This window comes from Labilithrix luteola, assembly GCF_001263205.1.
Lineage (GTDB): Bacteria > Myxococcota_A > Polyangia > Polyangiales > Polyangiaceae > Labilithrix > Labilithrix luteola.
In genome coordinates this window covers 10,107,018-10,123,824 of record NZ_CP012333.1, presented here as the reverse complement: position 1 = coordinate 10,123,824, position 16,807 = coordinate 10,107,018, and the positions used below count along the sequence as shown (strand labels likewise).

The following is a 16,807-nucleotide window of genomic DNA, read 5'->3' as shown; positions in this document are numbered from 1 at the left end:
TCGGGCTACCTTATAAACGAGTCGACGGAGCGACGCACGCGCCCGAGTTCGACGGCTTGGCGGATGGCGTCGCGTTCCGCGGCGCGCTCGAAACGGTCGAGCGCCGCGAGGGCGTCGACGCCGTTGGGGTCGGATTCACATGCGCGCGTAAGCTCGCCATAGCGCGCCCAGGCCGCGTCTTTGGCGACGGAATAGGCGTGGAGAGCGGTATCGCGGTCGGATTTGTGGCTGGCTTCGAGGCGGGCCACGTCGATGGCGTGGATCATGTCCCCGATGCGCTCGGCGCAAGCCGGGTTCACGGCGGGGCCGGCAGCGCCGGCTGCCTTCGGTCGAGCTTCATCCGTGAAGAAGAGCTCCGAGGCCACCTGGACGATGCTCGAGACGACGAACGCCGCCGTGAGCGCAATGAACACCCCGTAGACGAGACGGTCGAGGCGGCTCGCCTTCTTCGACGGGGCGCGTTCAGGTGCGTTTGGCACGGCAAGCGTGTAGCGCCACGGCTCGGTGGGCGTCAATCTCCGGCGCCATGCGTTCGACCGAAGCTATCAAAGGACTGACCGCTCTCGTTTGGGGGAGATCGTGCGGTCGGCCGTGCGGTGGCCCTCGGGTTTTCTGCGCGAGGAGCGCGCGTCGTGCTCGTTGGCCGTCACAAACGAGCCTTCGGCGAGACGGTCGGTGAGGCAACGTATGGAGGAGGTCGCGCGCGACAACGGGCGGGCGATCCGCGTGATCCGGCCTCTGTCGAGGCGGCCGCCGCTATGGCGTACGAGGCCTCGAGCCCGTTTCCGATGTCGCGGTACGCCGCATGAACGGGCAGGGAGCCTCCGCCGTCTCGGGGCAACCCCTGGACCTGCCTCCGGTTTCTAGCGGCGTCCCGGCAACTTAGCAGCTCGGCCGACGAGCCTTGACCCCCCGTGTGGTGGACCCATATATTCTTTCAAAACTTTTTGAAAGTTTAGACGGTCCAGAAAGCACCTGCTCCAGCTGCTCCTCCGGAGCCGCTCCCGACGCCCTGCGGATGTTCTGCAGATTGGCGCGCAAGGGAGCGTCCGCAGGGGTGAGCACAGTCGAAGTCGCACCGATGACCTTTCCCGCTTCCCTGCACGCGCTCCACGACACTGCCGTTCCCGACCGTGTCGGTGATCGAACGTCCGCTCGTCTCGCCGACGTTCGCTCGCTCATCGCGCGCGAGCTCGAAGAGGTCGAAGCGATCATCGCCAAGCACATCGCCGCCGGGGTCGCTCCGGCCACCGAATCGGCGAACCACCTGTTCGAGGCCGGTGGCAAACGCATTCGCCCGATGGCGCTCCTGCTCGCCACCGAGTGCTTCCGTCCGATCGATACACGTGCCCGCGAGCTCGCCGCGGCGGCGGAGATCGTCCACATGGCGACGCTTCTCCACGACGACGTCGTCGACGACAGCGATCAGCGTCGTGGCCGTCCTACCTCGCGTCGCGTGTGGGGCAACGCCGTGAGCGTGCTCGCGGGTGACCTGTTGCTCGTCGAGGCGCTTCGTCTCGGCAGCCGCGCGCACCCCGAGACGTGGAGTGAGCTCATCAACACGCTGGGCCGCCTCGTCGACGGCGAAGTCATCCAGCTGCGTGGTCGGCTCGCGGTCTCGCTCGACGAAGACACCTATTTCCAGATCGTTCGTGGCAAGACGGCATCGCTCTTCGAGTGGGCGCTTCGCGCGGGAGCGCGCGAGGGTGGAGCGTCGGCCTCGGCGATCGACGCGCTCGGCGCGTTCGGTGGTCACCTCGGTGTAGCCTTCCAGTTGGTCGACGACGTTCTCGATTACGAGGGCGACGAGGGCACGACCGGCAAGACGATGCTGGCCGACCTGCACGAAGGCAAGGTGACGTTGCCCCTTCTGCGCGCGGCAGCGGCTTCGCCCGACGTGGCGCCGCTCGTGGCGAGTGTCCGGGCAGGGGACGCCGCCGCCGCCTCGACGCTCGCGGCAAAAGTGCGCGCGTCCGGCGCATGCGACCAAGTGCGCGACCTCGCTCGCCACGAAACCGCCTCGGCGCTCCACAAGCTCGAGGCCGTCCCTTCCTGTCGCGCGCGCGACGTCCTCGCCGACGTTGCACGCGGTCTCACCGCTCGACTGGCCTGACGTTCCTTGCTCCTTCCCACTCCGTGGCCTAAAAACGCGTCCGTCACCGTGGCAAAGGAGAAACGTGCGCTATGGCCGAGCGAGGCCGCGGTGAGCGACGTCCTCGGACGCCTCATCGAGTTCTGGGGCTTCAAGCGAAACATGGGCCGCATCTGGGCGGTCTTGTTTCTGTCCCCCGAGCCGCTGAGCGCCGAGGATCTCCGCTTGTCGCTGAAGCTCTCGAGCGGCGCGGTCAGCATGACGCTGAACGAGCTCCTTCGCTGGGGCGTGGTCCGCAAGGTCTGGGTGCAGGGCGAGCGCAAGGACTTCTTCACGGCCGAAGTGCAGCTCTGGAGGATGATCTCGCGCGTTCTCAACGAGCGCGAGAAGACCGAGATCGTCGCGGCGATCGAGGCCTTCGAAGAGGCGCTTGCCGAGGTCTCGAAGCTTCGTCACTCGCCGGACCCGAAGACACGCGAGCGCGCCGAGCTCCAGTACGAGCGCATCAAGCAGCTCCTCGAGCTCGCGAAGCTCGGCAAGCGCTTGATCGACACGCTCCTCGCGACGGCCAAGCTCGACGCCGAGCCGCTCGTTCGCTTCCTCTTGCGGCAGCAGGGGCCTTCCTCGCCCTCGTCCTGAGCGCGCCGTCCGCGCGGGCGCAGCAGCAGCCGAGCCGGCCTTCCATCACACGAAACGACTTCGCCCTCGAGCTGTTCCAAGGGCCACTCATCGCGCCCGGGCGCATCACGGGCCTCGCCGGCGCCACCACCGCCGCGGCCGAGGCCGTGGAAGGCGTCTACAACAACGCGGCGGCGCCGGCCGTGCGCGAGCCGTTCAGCCTGCGCTGGTTCGACTACGACATCTCGCTCGGCCTGGCATTCCCCGGCGCGTACGGCAACACCGACTTCAGCAATCGCGGCGAGAACGCGAACCAGAGCCTCACGCAGCGGACCAACAACTTCCTCTATTACAACCTCGGCCTGCAGCTTCAGTTCGGCCAGCTCGGCGTCACCGTCATGGGTGACTTCCTGAGCTACGACATCGAAAGCCCGAGCGCGACGACGTCCGGGCTTTCGCTGACGCTCGGACGCATCCACGCGGTCGGCGCGTATGGCATGGCCAACAACCAGATCGTCATCGGCGCCGGCGCGCGCATCATCCTCGCCGACGTCTCGACCAAGGGCACCAGCACCTTCGGCGAGCTCACTCAGCGCGTGAGTGGAGGCGGCGCCATCTTGCAGATGGCCGGCGCGGCGCCCGAGGTCGGCATCGTCATCAAGCCCAACGACCGACAGTGGCGCGTGGGAGCCACCGCGCGCGCACCGGTCGAAGGCGGCGACGTCACGACGGGACGCACGACGGTCGATCCCGTCACGGGCGTCTCGCATGCCGGGGCCTTCATCGTTCCCGATCGCATCGTCCAGCCGTGGGAGATCGAGGGCGGCATCGCCTGGCAGTTCGGTCCTCGTCCGCTCAATCCCCGCTGGATCGACCCCGAAAAGGACGAAGAGGAGCTCGTGAAGCGCATCATTCGCGATCGCGCCGAGCGAGCCGCCGCGCAGCAAGTCGCGCTCGGAAGCATGCCCGGCGTCACGGCCGACGACATCGCCGCCCGCGCCGATCGGGCTGAAGCCTTCACGCGTGACGAGCGACTGATCCGCGCGACCGAAGACATGGCGCTCGCCGATGCCAAAGAGCGCCTCTACGAAGAACGAAAAGCTCGCTACCTCAATTGGCCGCGCGAGCGCGTGCTTCTTCTCGCGAGCATGCTCATCACCGGAGCGAGCCCCACGGCCGTGGCCGTCGAAGGCTTCATCGATCAGAGGCGCGAGCTCGTCGGACAGAGCGTCACGCTCGCTCCACGCCTCGCCGCCGAGAGCGAGCCCGTTCCGAACTTTCTTCGCACACGTGCGGGCATCTATTTCGAGCCGAGTCGATTCGCCGATGGCACGACGCGCCAGCACTTCACGTTCGGCACCGACGTTCGCCTGTTGTCCTGGGACGTCTTCGGCATTCTATCGCCGACCACATGGCGCCTGACGGCGTTCGTCGACCTCGCCCCGCGCTACCAGAACTTCGGCTTCAGCATCGGCGCGTGGCGGTGACCGCTCTTTGCAGCGGCACGTAAGACGTCTTCAGCAACGGCGCGTGGTCATGACCCCACGCGCCTCGCATGCCTACGCGATCAATTGAGGTGGTGCTTGTCGGCCATCGACGGGGGCTTGTCCCGATCGAGGAAGACGGCCGTGACTTCGCGTTCGAGCGCGCCCGCGAGCTCCGACTCGAGGCCGGCGATCGACCCCGCCGCGCGCTCGACGTTGCGCTGGTAAATGAAGAGGCGCGCCGAGAGCGCGTTGCGTCCGAGGTCTTCGCCATCGGGCTCGTCGGGCAAGCGCGCGTCGACGATCACCATGGCGCGCGGATCGACGCCGTCGACCACGAGCTCGGCGCCCGGCACGTCGACGATGTAGATGTCCGCGTCGCGAACCCAGCGGGCGAGGAGCGCGTCGAGGCTCTGGACCACACGACGGACGATTTGCGCGAACGTGTCGGGCGAGGGGGCCCACGCGGGCGGCGGCTTCGCGAGATCGAGGGCGCGCGAACGAAGGAACGCTTCGACGGCTGCACGCACGTCGCCGCTGTCGTCTTTGAGGAGCCCCAGGTAGTAGTGCGCGTCCGCGTGCTCGGGATCCGTACGCACGGCCTCCTCGATGTACGGGAGCGCCTTCTCGGATTCACCGAGCTCGTAGAACGCACGGCCGATCAAAAACACGTAGCTCGAAGTCTCGAACGGAGGCTCGGGCAGGCGAGACATGCACTTCTTGGCTTCTTCGACGTCACCCTTACCGAGGAGCGCGTCGACGCGGAGGAGGAGACAGTCGGCGATCTCCTCTTTGGTCTCGGCGTAGTCGAGCGCGTCGTCGCACAGCTCGATGGCCTCGTCCCACTCGCCCAGCGGGTGCATGAGGACTTCTGCCGCGTTGAGCATCGCCTCGAGGTACGTTTCGTCGAGCGCGATCGCCTGGCGATAGTGCTCGAGCGCTTCCTCCGAGTCGCCCGACAGAGCGGCGGTGTAGCCGAGAAGGTTGTGAACTTCGGGAGACTGGGGATCGAGCTCCAAGGCTCGCTTGGCGCACGCGGTCGCGGCCTCGGCGTTACCCTTTTGCGCGAGATCCCAGCCCCGATCTAGGTGCGCGGAGAGCTGATCCATCTGTATTCAGAGAGGTTTTGCGCAAAGGGGCCCCCTGCGTCAAGCGAACACGACGCGAAGGTGACGCGATCGTCATCGAACGCGGCCGGACCGGACGGCACATCAGGAGAAACCGGAGCCGGATCAGCGCCATGGCTGGGTTCGTCGCCGAAGCCGGCTCTGCTTGATCGGCTCGCCAGATGACGCGAGGATCGGGCCTTTCCCATGACGCGACGACTCCTCACGCTTGCTTTTGGGGCTCTCGTGCTCGCGCTCGGGTCCGGTTGCACGCCGCTGCGCTACGTGACGCAGGCCGCGGCCGGCCAAGAGCAGCTGAACGAGCGCGGGATTGCCATCAAGGAGGTCGTCGACAACGGCTATCTCGATCGACGCACACGCGACCTGCTTGCCCACGTTCCCCGCATCAAGGCCTTCGGCGAGTCGCAGGGCCTTCGTCGTACCAAAAACTACGAGCGCTACGTCTGGCTCGGGCGGCCTGCGGTGGTGTGGGTCGTGTCGGCTTGCGATCCGGTCGCCTTCCGCCCGAAGACCTGGAGCTTCCCCGTCGTAGGTAGCATCACATACACGGGGTGGTTCGACCGCAAGGAGGCGAAGTCGTATGCGACGGACCTCGCCAAAGAAGGGTTCGACGTCGACGTTCGACCCTCGCAGGCGTACTCGACGCTCGGCTGGTTCGACGATCCGATCCTCTCGACCATGATCTCGAAGGGGGACGACGCGCTCGGCGAGCTCGCCGACGTCGTGCTCCACGAGACGCTGCACGCGACCTTCTACGTGCCGGGGCAGAGCACGCTCAACGAGAGCGTCGCCTCGTTCGTCGGCGAGACGCTCGCCATGCGCTATCTCGACGAGACCGTCGGACCCGATTCACGCGAGAAGGCGGAGTTCGTCGAGGGACAGCACGAAGGGGAGGAGCGCGGGCAACGTATGCACGAGGCCTACGACGAGCTCGAGAAGCTCTATGCGTCGAACGTCTCTCGCGAGGAGAAGCTCGCGCAGAAGAAGGTGATCACCGACAAGCTTCGCACCGACCTGAAGATGAAGCGCCCGATCACGAATGCGACGCTCATCCAGTACAAGACGTACGGGTCGGGGCACGAGGAGCTCGTCGCGCTCTACAAATCATGCGGCGAAAATCTCCCGCGCATGCTCGGCGCCCTCGAGCAGGTAAAACCGATCGCGGCGAAGTCGCCCCCGCACACCGATCCGGCGCTCTTGCTCAAGCCGGTCTTGGCCAACGGCTGCGGGACGTGACGCGCCCGCGTTGACGAACTGTCGTTCGCGGAGGAGCGCGCTGCCAAGTCGTCGCCGGGCCTGCTCGAGCTGACGTCGAAAGCCCGCGAAAAGAGGTCGAACGTGACGTGGACGGCAGAGGCACGAGCGTTGCTCGACGAGCGCGCATGCTCCTCCTGCTCCGCCCCTCGTTCATCGGTCTCGTCTTCGTCGGAGTCGCGCTAGTCTCTGCGACTCTCGTCTCGCGGAAGCTCTCGGAACGCTTCGACGCGGCCAAGAGCGTTTCCAGCGAGAGCTGCCGTGCGTTCCGCGCGGAGCCTGGTCACGCGCATGCGCGGGTATGCAACGACGATTCGTTCGCGCCCTCGCCGTGGCCTTCGTTTCGCGAAGGACTTGCGGCGATCGCGACGGCGAAGAACGCGCTCGACTGCCACGATACGGCCGGCGCCGTCCCCTCGCTCACGAGGGCGCTCCAGATTGCCAACGAGCTCGACGATCGCGCGACGCTGACGTCGGCGGTGCTCTCGGCGCGGCTCGTGAGTGAGACCTTGGTCCTTCTCGAGCGTCGTGACGCGCTGCTCGACCGCGAGTTTCGCAAGTCGCTGCTCGGAGGCGTGCACTTGCGGTCGGCGCGGCATCCCTTCGAAGCCGAGCGCATCGATCGCCTCTGGATGCTTGCCAATGCCGACCACAAGACGTGGTTTGGCCGTTCGGCCGTCCTCGAATTCGTGCTCGTCGACTCCATGGTTCAGAACGACGTGGTGCTCGACGCAATGGGTCGTGCGATCGCCGAGGGGAACGTCGAGAAGTGCAAGGTGGAAGCGCGACGGACGGTCGGAGTGTTCACGTCGGACGGACTCGACGCGTCGCTGTGCCCGATGATGGGTACCGTCGTGCACACGAGCAGGCGTCTCGAGGAGACGCGCAGCGCGCTCGCGAACGCCGACCCCTGGTGAGGGGCTACTCGTGAACGACGACGCGCGTGCCCAGCTTCTCGGGCGTGGACCACACGCCGTGCCAGCCGTCGGGCATGCGCGGCTCCGTCCAGCCGAACAGCGCCTTGGCGTCTTGCGGCGCGAGGTTCACGCAGCCGTGGCTCTGTTTGCGGCCGAAGTTGTTGTGCCAGAAGGCGCCGTGCAGCGCGTAGCTGCCGTTGAAGTACATGATCCACGGCACGTCTTCGATCGAGTACGGCCCGTCGCTTGCGACGTCGCCGTCCATCGTCGCCGCGATGTGCTTTTCGCGGATGCGCCAGGTACCGGTCGGCGTCTTGTGATCTTTGTCGGGATTCTTGTCGTCGCGCTTGCCGGTCGACACGGCGGTCGCGAACACCGCTTTGTCGCCCTCGTAGGCGACGAGCGTGTCGTTCGTGACGTTCACGTCGATCCACTTTTCGCCGGGCTTGAGATCGCGCGGCGGCTCGGTGGGCTTTGTCTTCGCGCCCTCGCTGGCCTTCATCCACCAGCCTTCGTCGGTCTCGTCGTAGATGGCGCCGTTGACGTTGACGCTCTCGCCCGTGAGCCGCACGACGGTGTGACGAGGAGCGGCGTCACCGGTGGTGACCGCCTTCTTGCTCGCGCTGACCGAGTACTTCTTGGCCTTGTAGTGGAGGATGATGCCGACCTGGGCCTTGCTGCCCGCCTTGCACATGTTCTCGATGGCCTTGGGAGCAGGGCTCGAGCCACCATCGAGGGCATTGGCTGCGTTTGCATTGGCCGCGTTCGGATCGACCGGAGCCTGCTCGGCGGTGTCGAGCCAGACGCCATGAAACTCGCTGATGCTCTTGTTGACGTAGATGCGCTCGAAGGGCGCAATGAGGCCGCCCGTGGTCTTCCACCACTTCGCGCCGTTCGACGAAAAGTCGTGGTCGAGGGCAAGGTAGAAGCCCTTGACCATGCGGCGAGCCACCGGGCCTTCGCCCTTCAGATCGTCGAGCGTGACTTGCGGCTTGCCGCCGTCGTAGTCGCGCAGATACCAGGGGACGCCGCCGTCGTCGGCCGAAGGATCGCTCGACGAGGCCGAGCGCGCAGCGCCGGCATCGAGATCGTCGCTGTTCGCGACGGCGTCGTCGTCACGACGGGGCTTGGCCTTCCGCGGCGCGAGCCAAGGCTCGATCTTCATGCGGTCTTCGCGCGAGGGGATCGTGCGGTAGAGAGGCGTGCCGTTCGTGACGTTGTAGCCGTACTCGTAGGGCAGTGACGACGTCGGGGTGGGCGCGTGCGGCGCGAGCTTGAGCCTCGGATGGTTGAGATCGAGCGAGGCGTACTTGCCACAAACGAAGCCGCCCTGGACGAGCTCGTACCAGCCCTCCTTGCAGTTCGACTTCACGTGCGGCTCTGGAATGACCGGGACGCGCGAGCCTTGGCGGATATAGCCGAGCCGTACGCTGCCCGTTCGATCGCCCGGCTTGCGCTCTTCTTTCGGCCACTCCATGTCGCTCATGACGGGCGTCTGGAGGAAGAGGGCTCCGATGAGCGGCCCGTCGACGATCGGAGCCGCGCCAGCATCCTTCACGTCTTGCTTGGCCGTTTGCGCGCCAGCGTCTTGGGTTTCGCTGCTGCTCAGCGTCGGCACGGGCGGCGACGCGCTCTTGGCGGTTTTCGCGGTCGGCGTCGGAGCGGGCTTCTCCTCGACACAGGCGCCGAGAAGCGCTGCGATCCCAAGGACAGCGAGGACGGAAGCTGAACGAGACACCATACGGCGGGGGCGCCTTCGCACGGGGCCGCTCGGGAGTCGAGCAGTGCCGGGCGCGGGGCGCCCCCATGTGTGCCAAAGAGTCCGTGAAAGAGCCAGTTTTCGACGCATTCGGAGGTGGTGAGGGAAGAAGAAGGCGAGCTCGGCCGTCTTTTCTAGGAACGTTGACGAACCGCGGAGCGTTTCGAAGGAGTCCTTTGCCGTTTCGCGCGTCACGCTAAAGTGCGCTCACGATGCGTTTTGCGCTCCGGCTAGGGGTCGCCCCCCGGACGCCCCTTGAAGCGAGGCTCATGCCGAGGCCATGGCCGGAGCGAACGCCCCGCGCGCCCCCCGTAATTCCTTGGTTCCCACAAAGTCTTCGCCTTACCGTGTGTCCGTGAGCGGGGTCCGCTGTGTCTAGACAGACGCGCGCCGTGGGCGCGGGAGGACGCTCGAGCTCGTCGTCGTCAGCTTCGGGGGCTTCGCGATTGCGGCGAGCGCCCCCGCATCTGCATGGCCACCCCGGACGAGGCGCGGCGGATGCTGCTCCGACCGCTCCGCACGCGACGCCGCCCGGCGGGAAAGACAAGAGCGGGCCGGCCGGCTTCTGGAGCGGGCGCACGCTGCGCATCGTGTTCGGTGTCGCGGTCGGAGTTTCGTTCGTCTTGCACTGGTTCTTGGCTCCGTGGCGGCTTCTGCCCGACCGATCGGGGCTCGAGTTCAAAGACAACGCGGACGAGCTCACCATCCCCGTCGACTTGCTCGGCGAGGAAGCTCCTCCTCCGCCGCCACCCGCGCCGCCCGAACAGCACGAAGCGCCGCCGCCGGTCGAAAAGGATCCGAACGCGGCCAATCCCATCAAGATGCTGGATGCGTCCGCGCCGAAGCCAAAGCCGGATGCCCAAGCGCCCGATGCGTCGGTGCTCGCGACAGACGCCGGCCTCGAAGCGACCTCGCGCGACGGCGGTACCGCGATCGGTGACGGCGGTGCTGTGCACGATGCGGGCGAAGGCGATGCGTCGGCGGACGCTGGACTCGTTGCAGAAGGCGACGCCGGCGCCGGTGGACATGGTCCCCGCGATCCGGGCGGCATGATCGGCATGCCGGGGCTCGTGGCGGCCGGTCAGGTCAACGTGACCCTCCTCGTCAACGTGTCCGTCATCCGAAGCAATTCGGTCGGACAGCGCATGGGGCCGCTTCTCTTCGCTATCCCCCAATGGAACGACTTCATGAAGGGGGCGCAGACCGGCGTCGATCCGATTCGCGACACCGAGTGGATCCTGATCTACGGCCCGTCGCTCATTCACACCGATCGTGACGCTGTCATCGTCCGTTATGGCGCGTCCGACGCTCTCGTCGACAAGGCCGTCGACGCCATCGCGCTCCGCTACGACCGTGGCGGAGCGTTCGATGCAGGCGTGCCCGGCGTGAAAGCCTCGCTCGGCCACGCCGACAATGCCGAGCGTGTGTTTCTGAGAGTGCAGCCTCACGTGCTCGCCGTCGTGCCGAAGGACAAGGCCACCGAGTTTGCGCGCGTTCTCAAGCGTGCACCGATCTCGCCGAAGGTTCGTCCCGGCGAGGCGATGCGGCTCACGGTGAAGGATCCCTGGAAGCAGATCTCGATTCCGGGCCTCAAGTTCAGTCAGTCGCTCAAGGAGATTCGCCTCTGGGTGGCTCCGCGCGCGGGTGACGACGGCGCGGACGTCTTCGTCGAAGGAGATTGCACGGACGAAGCCGCCGCCGACGAGGTGGCGGAAGCGCTGACCGATCTTCTGAGGCGTCAGAATTCGGTGCTCGTACGCGCCGCCACGCGAGGCCTCTTGAACGGAGCGAAGGTGGTGCCCGACGGCAGCCAGGTGAAGCTGCGCTTGAACGTCACGCAGGAGCAGCTCGAGGCGCTTCTCCAAGCGATCGGCGCGTTCCTCGGCGCGAACGTGGCGCCGCCGGCCGGTGGCGCTCAGCGCTGACGCATCGGACGATCCCGTCGCTCACGCACTCGTGGTAAGCCTCGGGGCGCCATGAAGATCTCTCGTTCTCTGTTGCTCGCAGCGGGTCTCGCTTCGTTTCTCGTGACGGGCTTCGTGACGGGCCTCACCGTGACGGGATGTTCGAAGAGAGTCGACGAGCCGGCGCCGAGCGAGTTCAAGCCGACCGAGGCTCCGCCGCTTCCTCCCGGCCCTGAGAAGCTCCAGATCGTCGACGACAAGGTCGGCGAGGGGCCCGAGGCCAAGAAGGGAGATACCGTGAAGGTCCACTACACGGGCACGCTCCTCAACGGCAAAGAGTTCGACAGCTCGCGCGGCCGTGAGCCGTTCCAGGTCACCATTGGCCAAGGCCAGGTCATCAAGGGCTGGGACGAAGGACTTCCCGGCATGCGCGTCGGCGGCAAGCGCACCCTCACCATTCCGTGGGACATGGCGTACGGCGAGAACGGTAGCGGCGACAAGATCCCGCCGAAGGCCGCGCTGAAGTTCGACATCGAGCTCGTCGAGATCGTCGGTGGCGACGCGGGCGCGAAGCCTGCGCCGAAGGCGGGCGGCAAAGACGGCGTGAAGTGAGCGGCGCCGTTCGTCGTGAACGCGCGCGTCAGTAGGTCGAGACGCGCGCGACGACGTCCTTGCTGGGACGTTCGCATTCGAGCGTGGAGTGGCGTTCGCTGCCGTTCGTTCCGAGCTTGTCCGTGAGCGCTCCGGCGAGCGCTGCGATCTGCTCGTTCGAGGCAGGGCCCAGGCGGATCGGGCCGTCCTCGCAGTCGAGGAGGACGTGCCCCGGATGCACCGAGAATCCTCGAATGCGCCTCCACGCGCGCGCCGCCCCGGCGAAGGTGACGCCGTAAGCATCGACGGCCACGTCGAGAGGCATCGAAGCCGACACACCATAGGCGGCCACGGCGAGGAGCAGCACCATGAGGCTGGAGGCTCCAACGAAACCGAGGCCCGGCCGATGGCGCGCCATCTGGTACGAAGCGCCGAGGACGAAGATACCGAAGGCGAGTAGGTGCAGCGCGACGGAAGAGATCGCGAAGAGGCCCGGCCTGCCGACGCGATAGAGCGAGCGCTCGTCGCTTTTCACTTTCAGCGAAGCCTCGTCGATGACGCCGTGACGAAGTGCGCGCCGGACCATCATGATGAACAGGCTCGCCATACCCATGTTGAGGGCGATGGCGAGGCCGCCGGTGCCGTCCGTCAGCAGAAACGCGTCGAACAGGCCGTGCGCGAGGGCGGCGACGAGGAAGAACGCGAGGACGCGCACCTGACGATCGACCAGGCGAATGCCGAGCGCGTAGCCCCAGATCGCCCCGAAGAACATGTGCGCCGGAATGCTCATGAAGCAGCGCGCGACGACGAGCGGAGCGGTCAGGCGGCCCGCCGCGAAGTACTGGATGTTCTCGGCGGCGGCGAAGCCGAGCGAGGACACGATGCCGTAGACGATGCCGTCGACGGGTTCGTCGAATTCCTTGCGACGTGATGCGAAGAGCGCCCCGACGAACTTGCTTCCTTCCTCGGAGACCCCGATCACGAAGGTGAAGACGACGACCGCGAGCGGGAGCGCGAAGAGCTGCCCTCCGAACGTGACCACGCGCGGATCGAGCCACGGCGAAAGACGTGTGTAGCCGTACTCGAGGAGAGCGGCGGGAACGGTGGCGAGACCACCGAGGACGAACGTCAGGAGCACGAGCCACATCGGCTCGGGATGCGCGCGGTCGAACCGCCTGACGAAGGCGAGCCACGCGAACGACAGCAGGATGGGCACGACGATGCACGCCATCACGAGCTCGGTGTTGCGCGGAAGTCCGACGGCATCGACGCGCCGGAGCGCAGGCAGGCGCGGCGTCGTGAGAAGCTGCTTTTCCTGTTGGGCGCGAGCGTACGCTTGGATGCCAAAGCCGAAAGAGACGACGATGGCGTCGGTCTCGTAGACGGGGTGGCCGAGGGACGTCTCTCCGCGGACCAGCACGTCGGTCCCGACGTTCCCGTGTGCTCGGGTTTTGAGGGCCTGTAGCGACGTGTCCGCGGGCGAGTCTTTCTGCGCACGCAGCCTCAGCGTTCCGCTGTCGCCCCAACCTACGAAGATTCCCGTGGCGAGCTCGGCACGTGGCTCCACGTAGACCACGCGCGTGCGCCAGCGCGCCGGCTCGCCGTTGCTCGCTGTCTCCCAGATCGGTTCGCCCACCACGCGGTGATCGCGGTCGACGGTGGTTCGATCGATGGCTCGTGCGATGGCCGCGCGCGATCCCTCCCAGTACTGTTCGACGCTTCCGTCTTGGTGTGTCGTCGTGCGGGCAACGAGGTCCGCCGGGTCTCTTGGCGTGATCGGAAGGGCGGGGTCTGGCTCGAGCACGAGGACCGTGCCCGACCACTTCACGAGCTCGTCGGCGTTCTCGGTTCTCGTCTCGTCCACGACGATGCGGAGCGAGCGACCGTCTTCGGTGACGTCGGCGGCCACGTTGCCTGCGCCGAGCCGGCGGAGCACGAGAGCCCTCAGATCGTCCGGTCGGCCTTCGTTTGCGGTCGCGGGCGCTTCGTAGACGAGCTCCACGTCCTTCGAGCCGGCGATCGAGCTGCAGCCGCAGCAGATGACCGTGCAGACGAGGAGCGCGGCGAACGCGATGGCGCGCGCCAGAGCCGACGAGGCCGCGCGAAACGTCATCCCTTGCCCTTGCGCCCTCGCGTCTTCGGCGAGGGCTTGCCCTTCGGAGCGGGCGGATCGGATCGCGGGTAGCTGCCGATGACCTTCACGAACGTCGCGCTGTGGCGTGCCCCCTTGAGTGCCTTGGCGAGCTCGGGGCTGTCGCGGTGGCCCTCGACGTCGACGAGAAACACGTACTGCCAGGCCTTCTGGCGGCTGGGACGCGACTCGATGCGTGTGAGGTTGACGCCCGCGGTCTCGAATTCGGTGAGGACGCGACGAAGGGCGCCTTCGTGGTGGGTCACGCCGAAGGCGAGGGTCGTGCGATCGCGTCCGCTGGGCTTCGCGTCGTCGTGACCGAGGACGACGAAGCGCGTGGCGTTCTCGGGGCGATCCTGGATGTTCCGGCTGAGGATGGGAACGTCGTGGATCTCGGAGGCGATCGCCGCGCCGATGGCGGCGGCACGATCGTCAGCCTGCGCTTCGCGCGCAGCGGCGGCCGTCGAAGTGGTCTGGACGACCTGGGCGCGAGGAAGGTGCTTGGCGATCCAAAGCCTGCACTGTGCAAGCGCTTGCGGATGCGAATAGACCGTGTCGATCGCCGAGAGCGACGACGCGCGCGTCAGGAGACAATGCGAGACGGGAAGGATGTACTCCTGACGAATGAGTAGCTGGCCGTCGAGCAGGGCGTCCGACGTCATGCTGACCGCGCCCTCGGTAGAGTTCTCGATGGGAACGACGCCGTACGTGGCATCACGGCTCTGCACGGCGTCGAACACCGCGTCGATGGTGGCGCACTCGCGGTAGCGCGCCGAGAGGCCGAAGAGGTGGCGCGCGGCCATCTGCGAGAACGTGCCTTCGGGCCCGAGGTAGGCCACGCGCAGCGGCTGCTCGACCGACAGGCACGCGCTCATCACCTCACGGAACACGGCGCGCACGGCATCGGGCGGGAAGCGACCCTCGCCGCGGTGCGCGAGGCGCTCGAGCACCTGGCGCTCGCGCTCCGGATCGTGGAAGGACTCGATTTTGGCCTTCTGCTTGGCGACGGCGATTTCTCGCGCGATGTCGGCACGCTTCTCGAGAAGGTCGAGGATCTCGTCGTCGAGGGCGTCGATCCGCGCGCGTGCGCCGGCGAGCACCGGTTTGCCGGGGGTCGCGGCTGGGGTTGCCGGCGCCTTGGGCGTCCGGGACGCTGTCTGGGTTGCCATCTGGGTTGATCGAGGCGGCTGCGACACGCTGCGCTTAGGGCGGTCCGAATGGGACTTCACGGCCGCATCGTCGCACGACTAGGATGCGTTCGCATGCCTGAAGCCAACGCGCTAATTGGGGTCACGGCCGCGGTCGTCGTGGGCCTCGTCATTTGGGTCGCGATCGTGCTCCGCACGGCCAAGGAGCCGTGGGCTCGCCCGCTCGCGACGAGCCCGGGGGTGCCTGGCGCGGACACGCTCGAGGTCAACGCGGAGCCGGTCGTCGCGGAATCTTCGGAGTCGGACGCGAAGGGCGGCGACGACTCATCGACCTGAGCTTTGCATCTCGCTCAGGCTCGCGCGGAGGTCCTCGAGGCACGCGTCGATTCGGTCGCGGTGCGTCCGGAAGCTGAGGATGCAAATGCGGATGACGAACCGGCCCTCGAGTCGGCCGGTGTCGGTGCCACGTAGAACGACGCCCGTGAGCAAGACGCGTTGCTTGGCGTTGACGTGCTGGACGAGACGCCGATTGAACGCGTCGAGATCTTCGCCTTCGAACCCCGGCGGCGTAAAGCGGAACGCGAGCAGCGAGAGCTCCGGCTCGGCGACGATCTCCACGCTCGGCATCGTGCGCAACGCATCGACGGCGTAGCGGGCGAGGTCGATCTTCTCGTCGAGCGCGTCACGGAATGCGCTTGCGCCGTGCATCTTGAGAGGGAGCCAGACGCGCAGTCCGCGCGCGTCGCGCGAGAGCTCGGGGGAGAGATCGCAGAAGTCGACCAGATCGTCGTCGGTCTGCATACGCGGCATGTACGAACCGGAGACGGCATGCGTTCGCCGGAGCGCCTGCTGATCGCGCACGAGCACGCAGCCCGTCCCATAGGGAAGGAACATGCCCTTGTGTGGGTCGAGCGTGATCGAATCGGCGTGTTCGATGCCGCGGAGTGCCGTGCGGCCACGCTCGGTGAGCGCGAAGAAGCCGCCGTAGGCCGCGTCGACGTGCAGCCAGAGCTTCTCGCGCTGCGCGAACGCCGCGATGGTCGGGAGGTCATCGATGGCGCCCGTACCCGTCGTGCCGGCGCTGGCCACGACCAGGAACGGCTCGAGGCCGCGTGCGCGGTCCTCGCTCACGGCGCGCTCGAGCGCGGAGGGCGACATACGGAAGTGGTCGTCGACCACGATCTCGCGCACATTCTCCGGTGGAAAGCCGGCAATCAGCGCCGCCTTCTGCACCGAGTGGTGCGCTTCGCTCGAGGCGTAGAGGATGCCTCGGAGAAAGTCCTTGGGCAGGCGCTCGCGACGCGCGGTGACCACGGCGATGAGATTCGCCATCGACCCGCCCGTGGTGAGCACTCCGCCCGAACCGTCGGGCAGCCCGAGCATGCTGCAGAACCACTGCACGACGTTCGCCTCCAGCTGCACCAGGGCAGGGGCGGCGAGCCAAACGCCGACGTAGCGGTTCGTCGCGTCGGTCACGAGATCGGCGACGGCCGAGTGGAAGATGCCTCCGCCGGGAACGTAGGCGAGGTAGCCCGGCGACGCCGTGTTGAGGCTCGCAGGGATGACGCGATTGAAGAGCAGCGCGAGCAGCGAGTCGAAGGATGCGCCGCGCTCGGGAAGGGGTTCGCGAAGCGAACGAGCGAGCTTCTTTCCTCCACGCGTTCGATGCATCGGCTGCTGAGGCAGCGTCTCGATGTGCGCGGCAATGCGGTCCATCGCTTGGCGCACCATGGCGCGCATGTCTTGGGAGGAGAGCTCGAGCGGGTACGACGGTATCGTCAC

General features: G+C 66.9%; 14 protein-coding genes. 8 read left to right on the top strand and 6 right to left on the bottom strand.

Features of this window, described 5'->3' with window-relative positions; translation table 11 throughout:
- Positions 1-5: 5 nt before the first annotated feature.
- Positions 6-479: a hypothetical protein gene (locus AKJ09_RS43710; RefSeq protein ID WP_146653788.1), complete on the bottom strand. Its 474-nt coding sequence runs from the start codon at positions 477-479 to the stop codon at positions 6-8.
- A 602-nt stretch (positions 480-1,081) separates the two neighbouring features.
- Here AKJ09_RS43710 and AKJ09_RS43705 point away from each other — a divergent pair.
- The 3 genes from AKJ09_RS43705 (at position 1,082) to AKJ09_RS43695 (ending at position 4,197) form a co-directional block, all read left to right on the top strand.
- Positions 1,082-2,113: a polyprenyl synthetase family protein gene (locus AKJ09_RS43705; RefSeq protein WP_169928357.1), complete on the top strand. Its 1,032-nt coding sequence runs from the start codon at positions 1,082-1,084 to the stop codon at positions 2,111-2,113.
- A gap of 48 nt (positions 2,114-2,161) precedes the next feature.
- The gene (locus AKJ09_RS43700) at positions 2,162-2,731 is read left to right on the top strand and encodes a GbsR/MarR family transcriptional regulator (RefSeq protein WP_146653786.1); all 570 of its coding nucleotides are present in this window, start codon (positions 2,162-2,164) and stop codon (positions 2,729-2,731) included.
- A gap of 146 nt (positions 2,732-2,877) precedes the next feature.
- Positions 2,878-4,197, top strand: coding sequence for a hypothetical protein (locus tag AKJ09_RS43695; RefSeq protein WP_146653785.1), 1,320 nt, complete (start codon positions 2,878-2,880; stop codon positions 4,195-4,197).
- 80 nt (positions 4,198-4,277) lie between these two features.
- Here AKJ09_RS43695 and AKJ09_RS43690 read toward each other — a convergent pair whose 3' ends face one another.
- Positions 4,278-5,303 carry a tetratricopeptide repeat protein gene (locus AKJ09_RS43690; RefSeq protein WP_146653784.1) on the bottom strand — a complete coding sequence of 342 codons (1,026 nt, stop codon included), beginning with the start codon at positions 5,301-5,303 and terminating at the stop codon, positions 4,278-4,280.
- Between the two features lie 204 nt (positions 5,304-5,507).
- On the opposite strand from AKJ09_RS43690, the gene AKJ09_RS43685 reads away from it, so the two are divergent.
- Together AKJ09_RS43685 and AKJ09_RS43680 are read left to right on the top strand one after the other, a co-directional pair.
- Complete coding sequence (locus tag AKJ09_RS43685; RefSeq protein WP_146653783.1) at positions 5,508-6,557, top strand: aminopeptidase; 1,050 nt, start codon at positions 5,508-5,510, stop codon at positions 6,555-6,557.
- 146 nt (positions 6,558-6,703) lie between these two features.
- Entirely contained in the window at positions 6,704-7,492 is a 789-nt protein-coding gene (locus tag AKJ09_RS43680) for a hypothetical protein (RefSeq protein ID WP_146653782.1), read from the top strand.
- 4 nt (positions 7,493-7,496) lie between these two features.
- On the opposite strand, the gene AKJ09_RS43675 is transcribed toward AKJ09_RS43680, so the two are convergent.
- The gene (locus AKJ09_RS43675) at positions 7,497-9,233 is read right to left on the bottom strand and encodes a L,D-transpeptidase (protein WP_205633956.1); all 1,737 of its coding nucleotides are present in this window, start codon (positions 9,231-9,233) and stop codon (positions 7,497-7,499) included.
- Between the two features lie 464 nt (positions 9,234-9,697).
- Here AKJ09_RS43675 and AKJ09_RS43670 point away from each other — a divergent pair, with 464 nt between their 5' ends.
- On the top strand, positions 9,698-11,176 hold the full coding sequence (locus AKJ09_RS43670) for a hypothetical protein (RefSeq protein WP_146653781.1): 1,479 nt from the start codon (positions 9,698-9,700) through the stop codon (positions 11,174-11,176).
- 51 nt (positions 11,177-11,227) lie between these two features.
- The gene (locus tag AKJ09_RS43665) at positions 11,228-11,767 is read left to right on the top strand and encodes an FKBP-type peptidyl-prolyl cis-trans isomerase (RefSeq protein ID WP_146653780.1); all 540 of its coding nucleotides are present in this window, start codon (positions 11,228-11,230) and stop codon (positions 11,765-11,767) included.
- 28 nt (positions 11,768-11,795) lie between these two features.
- Here the strand turns inward: AKJ09_RS43665 and AKJ09_RS43660 are convergent, their stop codons facing one another.
- Complete coding sequence (locus AKJ09_RS43660) at positions 11,796-13,859, bottom strand: PrsW family intramembrane metalloprotease (RefSeq protein ID WP_146653779.1); 2,064 nt, start codon at positions 13,857-13,859, stop codon at positions 11,796-11,798.
- On the bottom strand, positions 13,856-15,046 hold the full coding sequence (gene pheA / locus AKJ09_RS43655) for a prephenate dehydratase (protein WP_146653778.1): 1,191 nt from the start codon (positions 15,044-15,046) through the stop codon (positions 13,856-13,858). The genes AKJ09_RS43660 and pheA overlap by 4 nt, the downstream gene beginning before the upstream one ends.
- A 93-nt stretch (positions 15,047-15,139) precedes the next feature.
- On the opposite strand from pheA, the gene AKJ09_RS43650 reads away from it, so the two are divergent.
- The gene (locus AKJ09_RS43650) at positions 15,140-15,361 is read left to right on the top strand and encodes a hypothetical protein (protein ID WP_146653777.1); all 222 of its coding nucleotides are present in this window, start codon (positions 15,140-15,142) and stop codon (positions 15,359-15,361) included.
- Here the strand turns inward: AKJ09_RS43650 and AKJ09_RS43645 are convergent.
- Entirely contained in the window at positions 15,350-16,807 is a 1,458-nt protein-coding gene (locus tag AKJ09_RS43645) for a pyridoxal phosphate-dependent decarboxylase family protein (RefSeq protein WP_240488827.1), read from the bottom strand. The two genes, AKJ09_RS43650 and AKJ09_RS43645, sit on opposite strands and share 12 nt — an antisense overlap.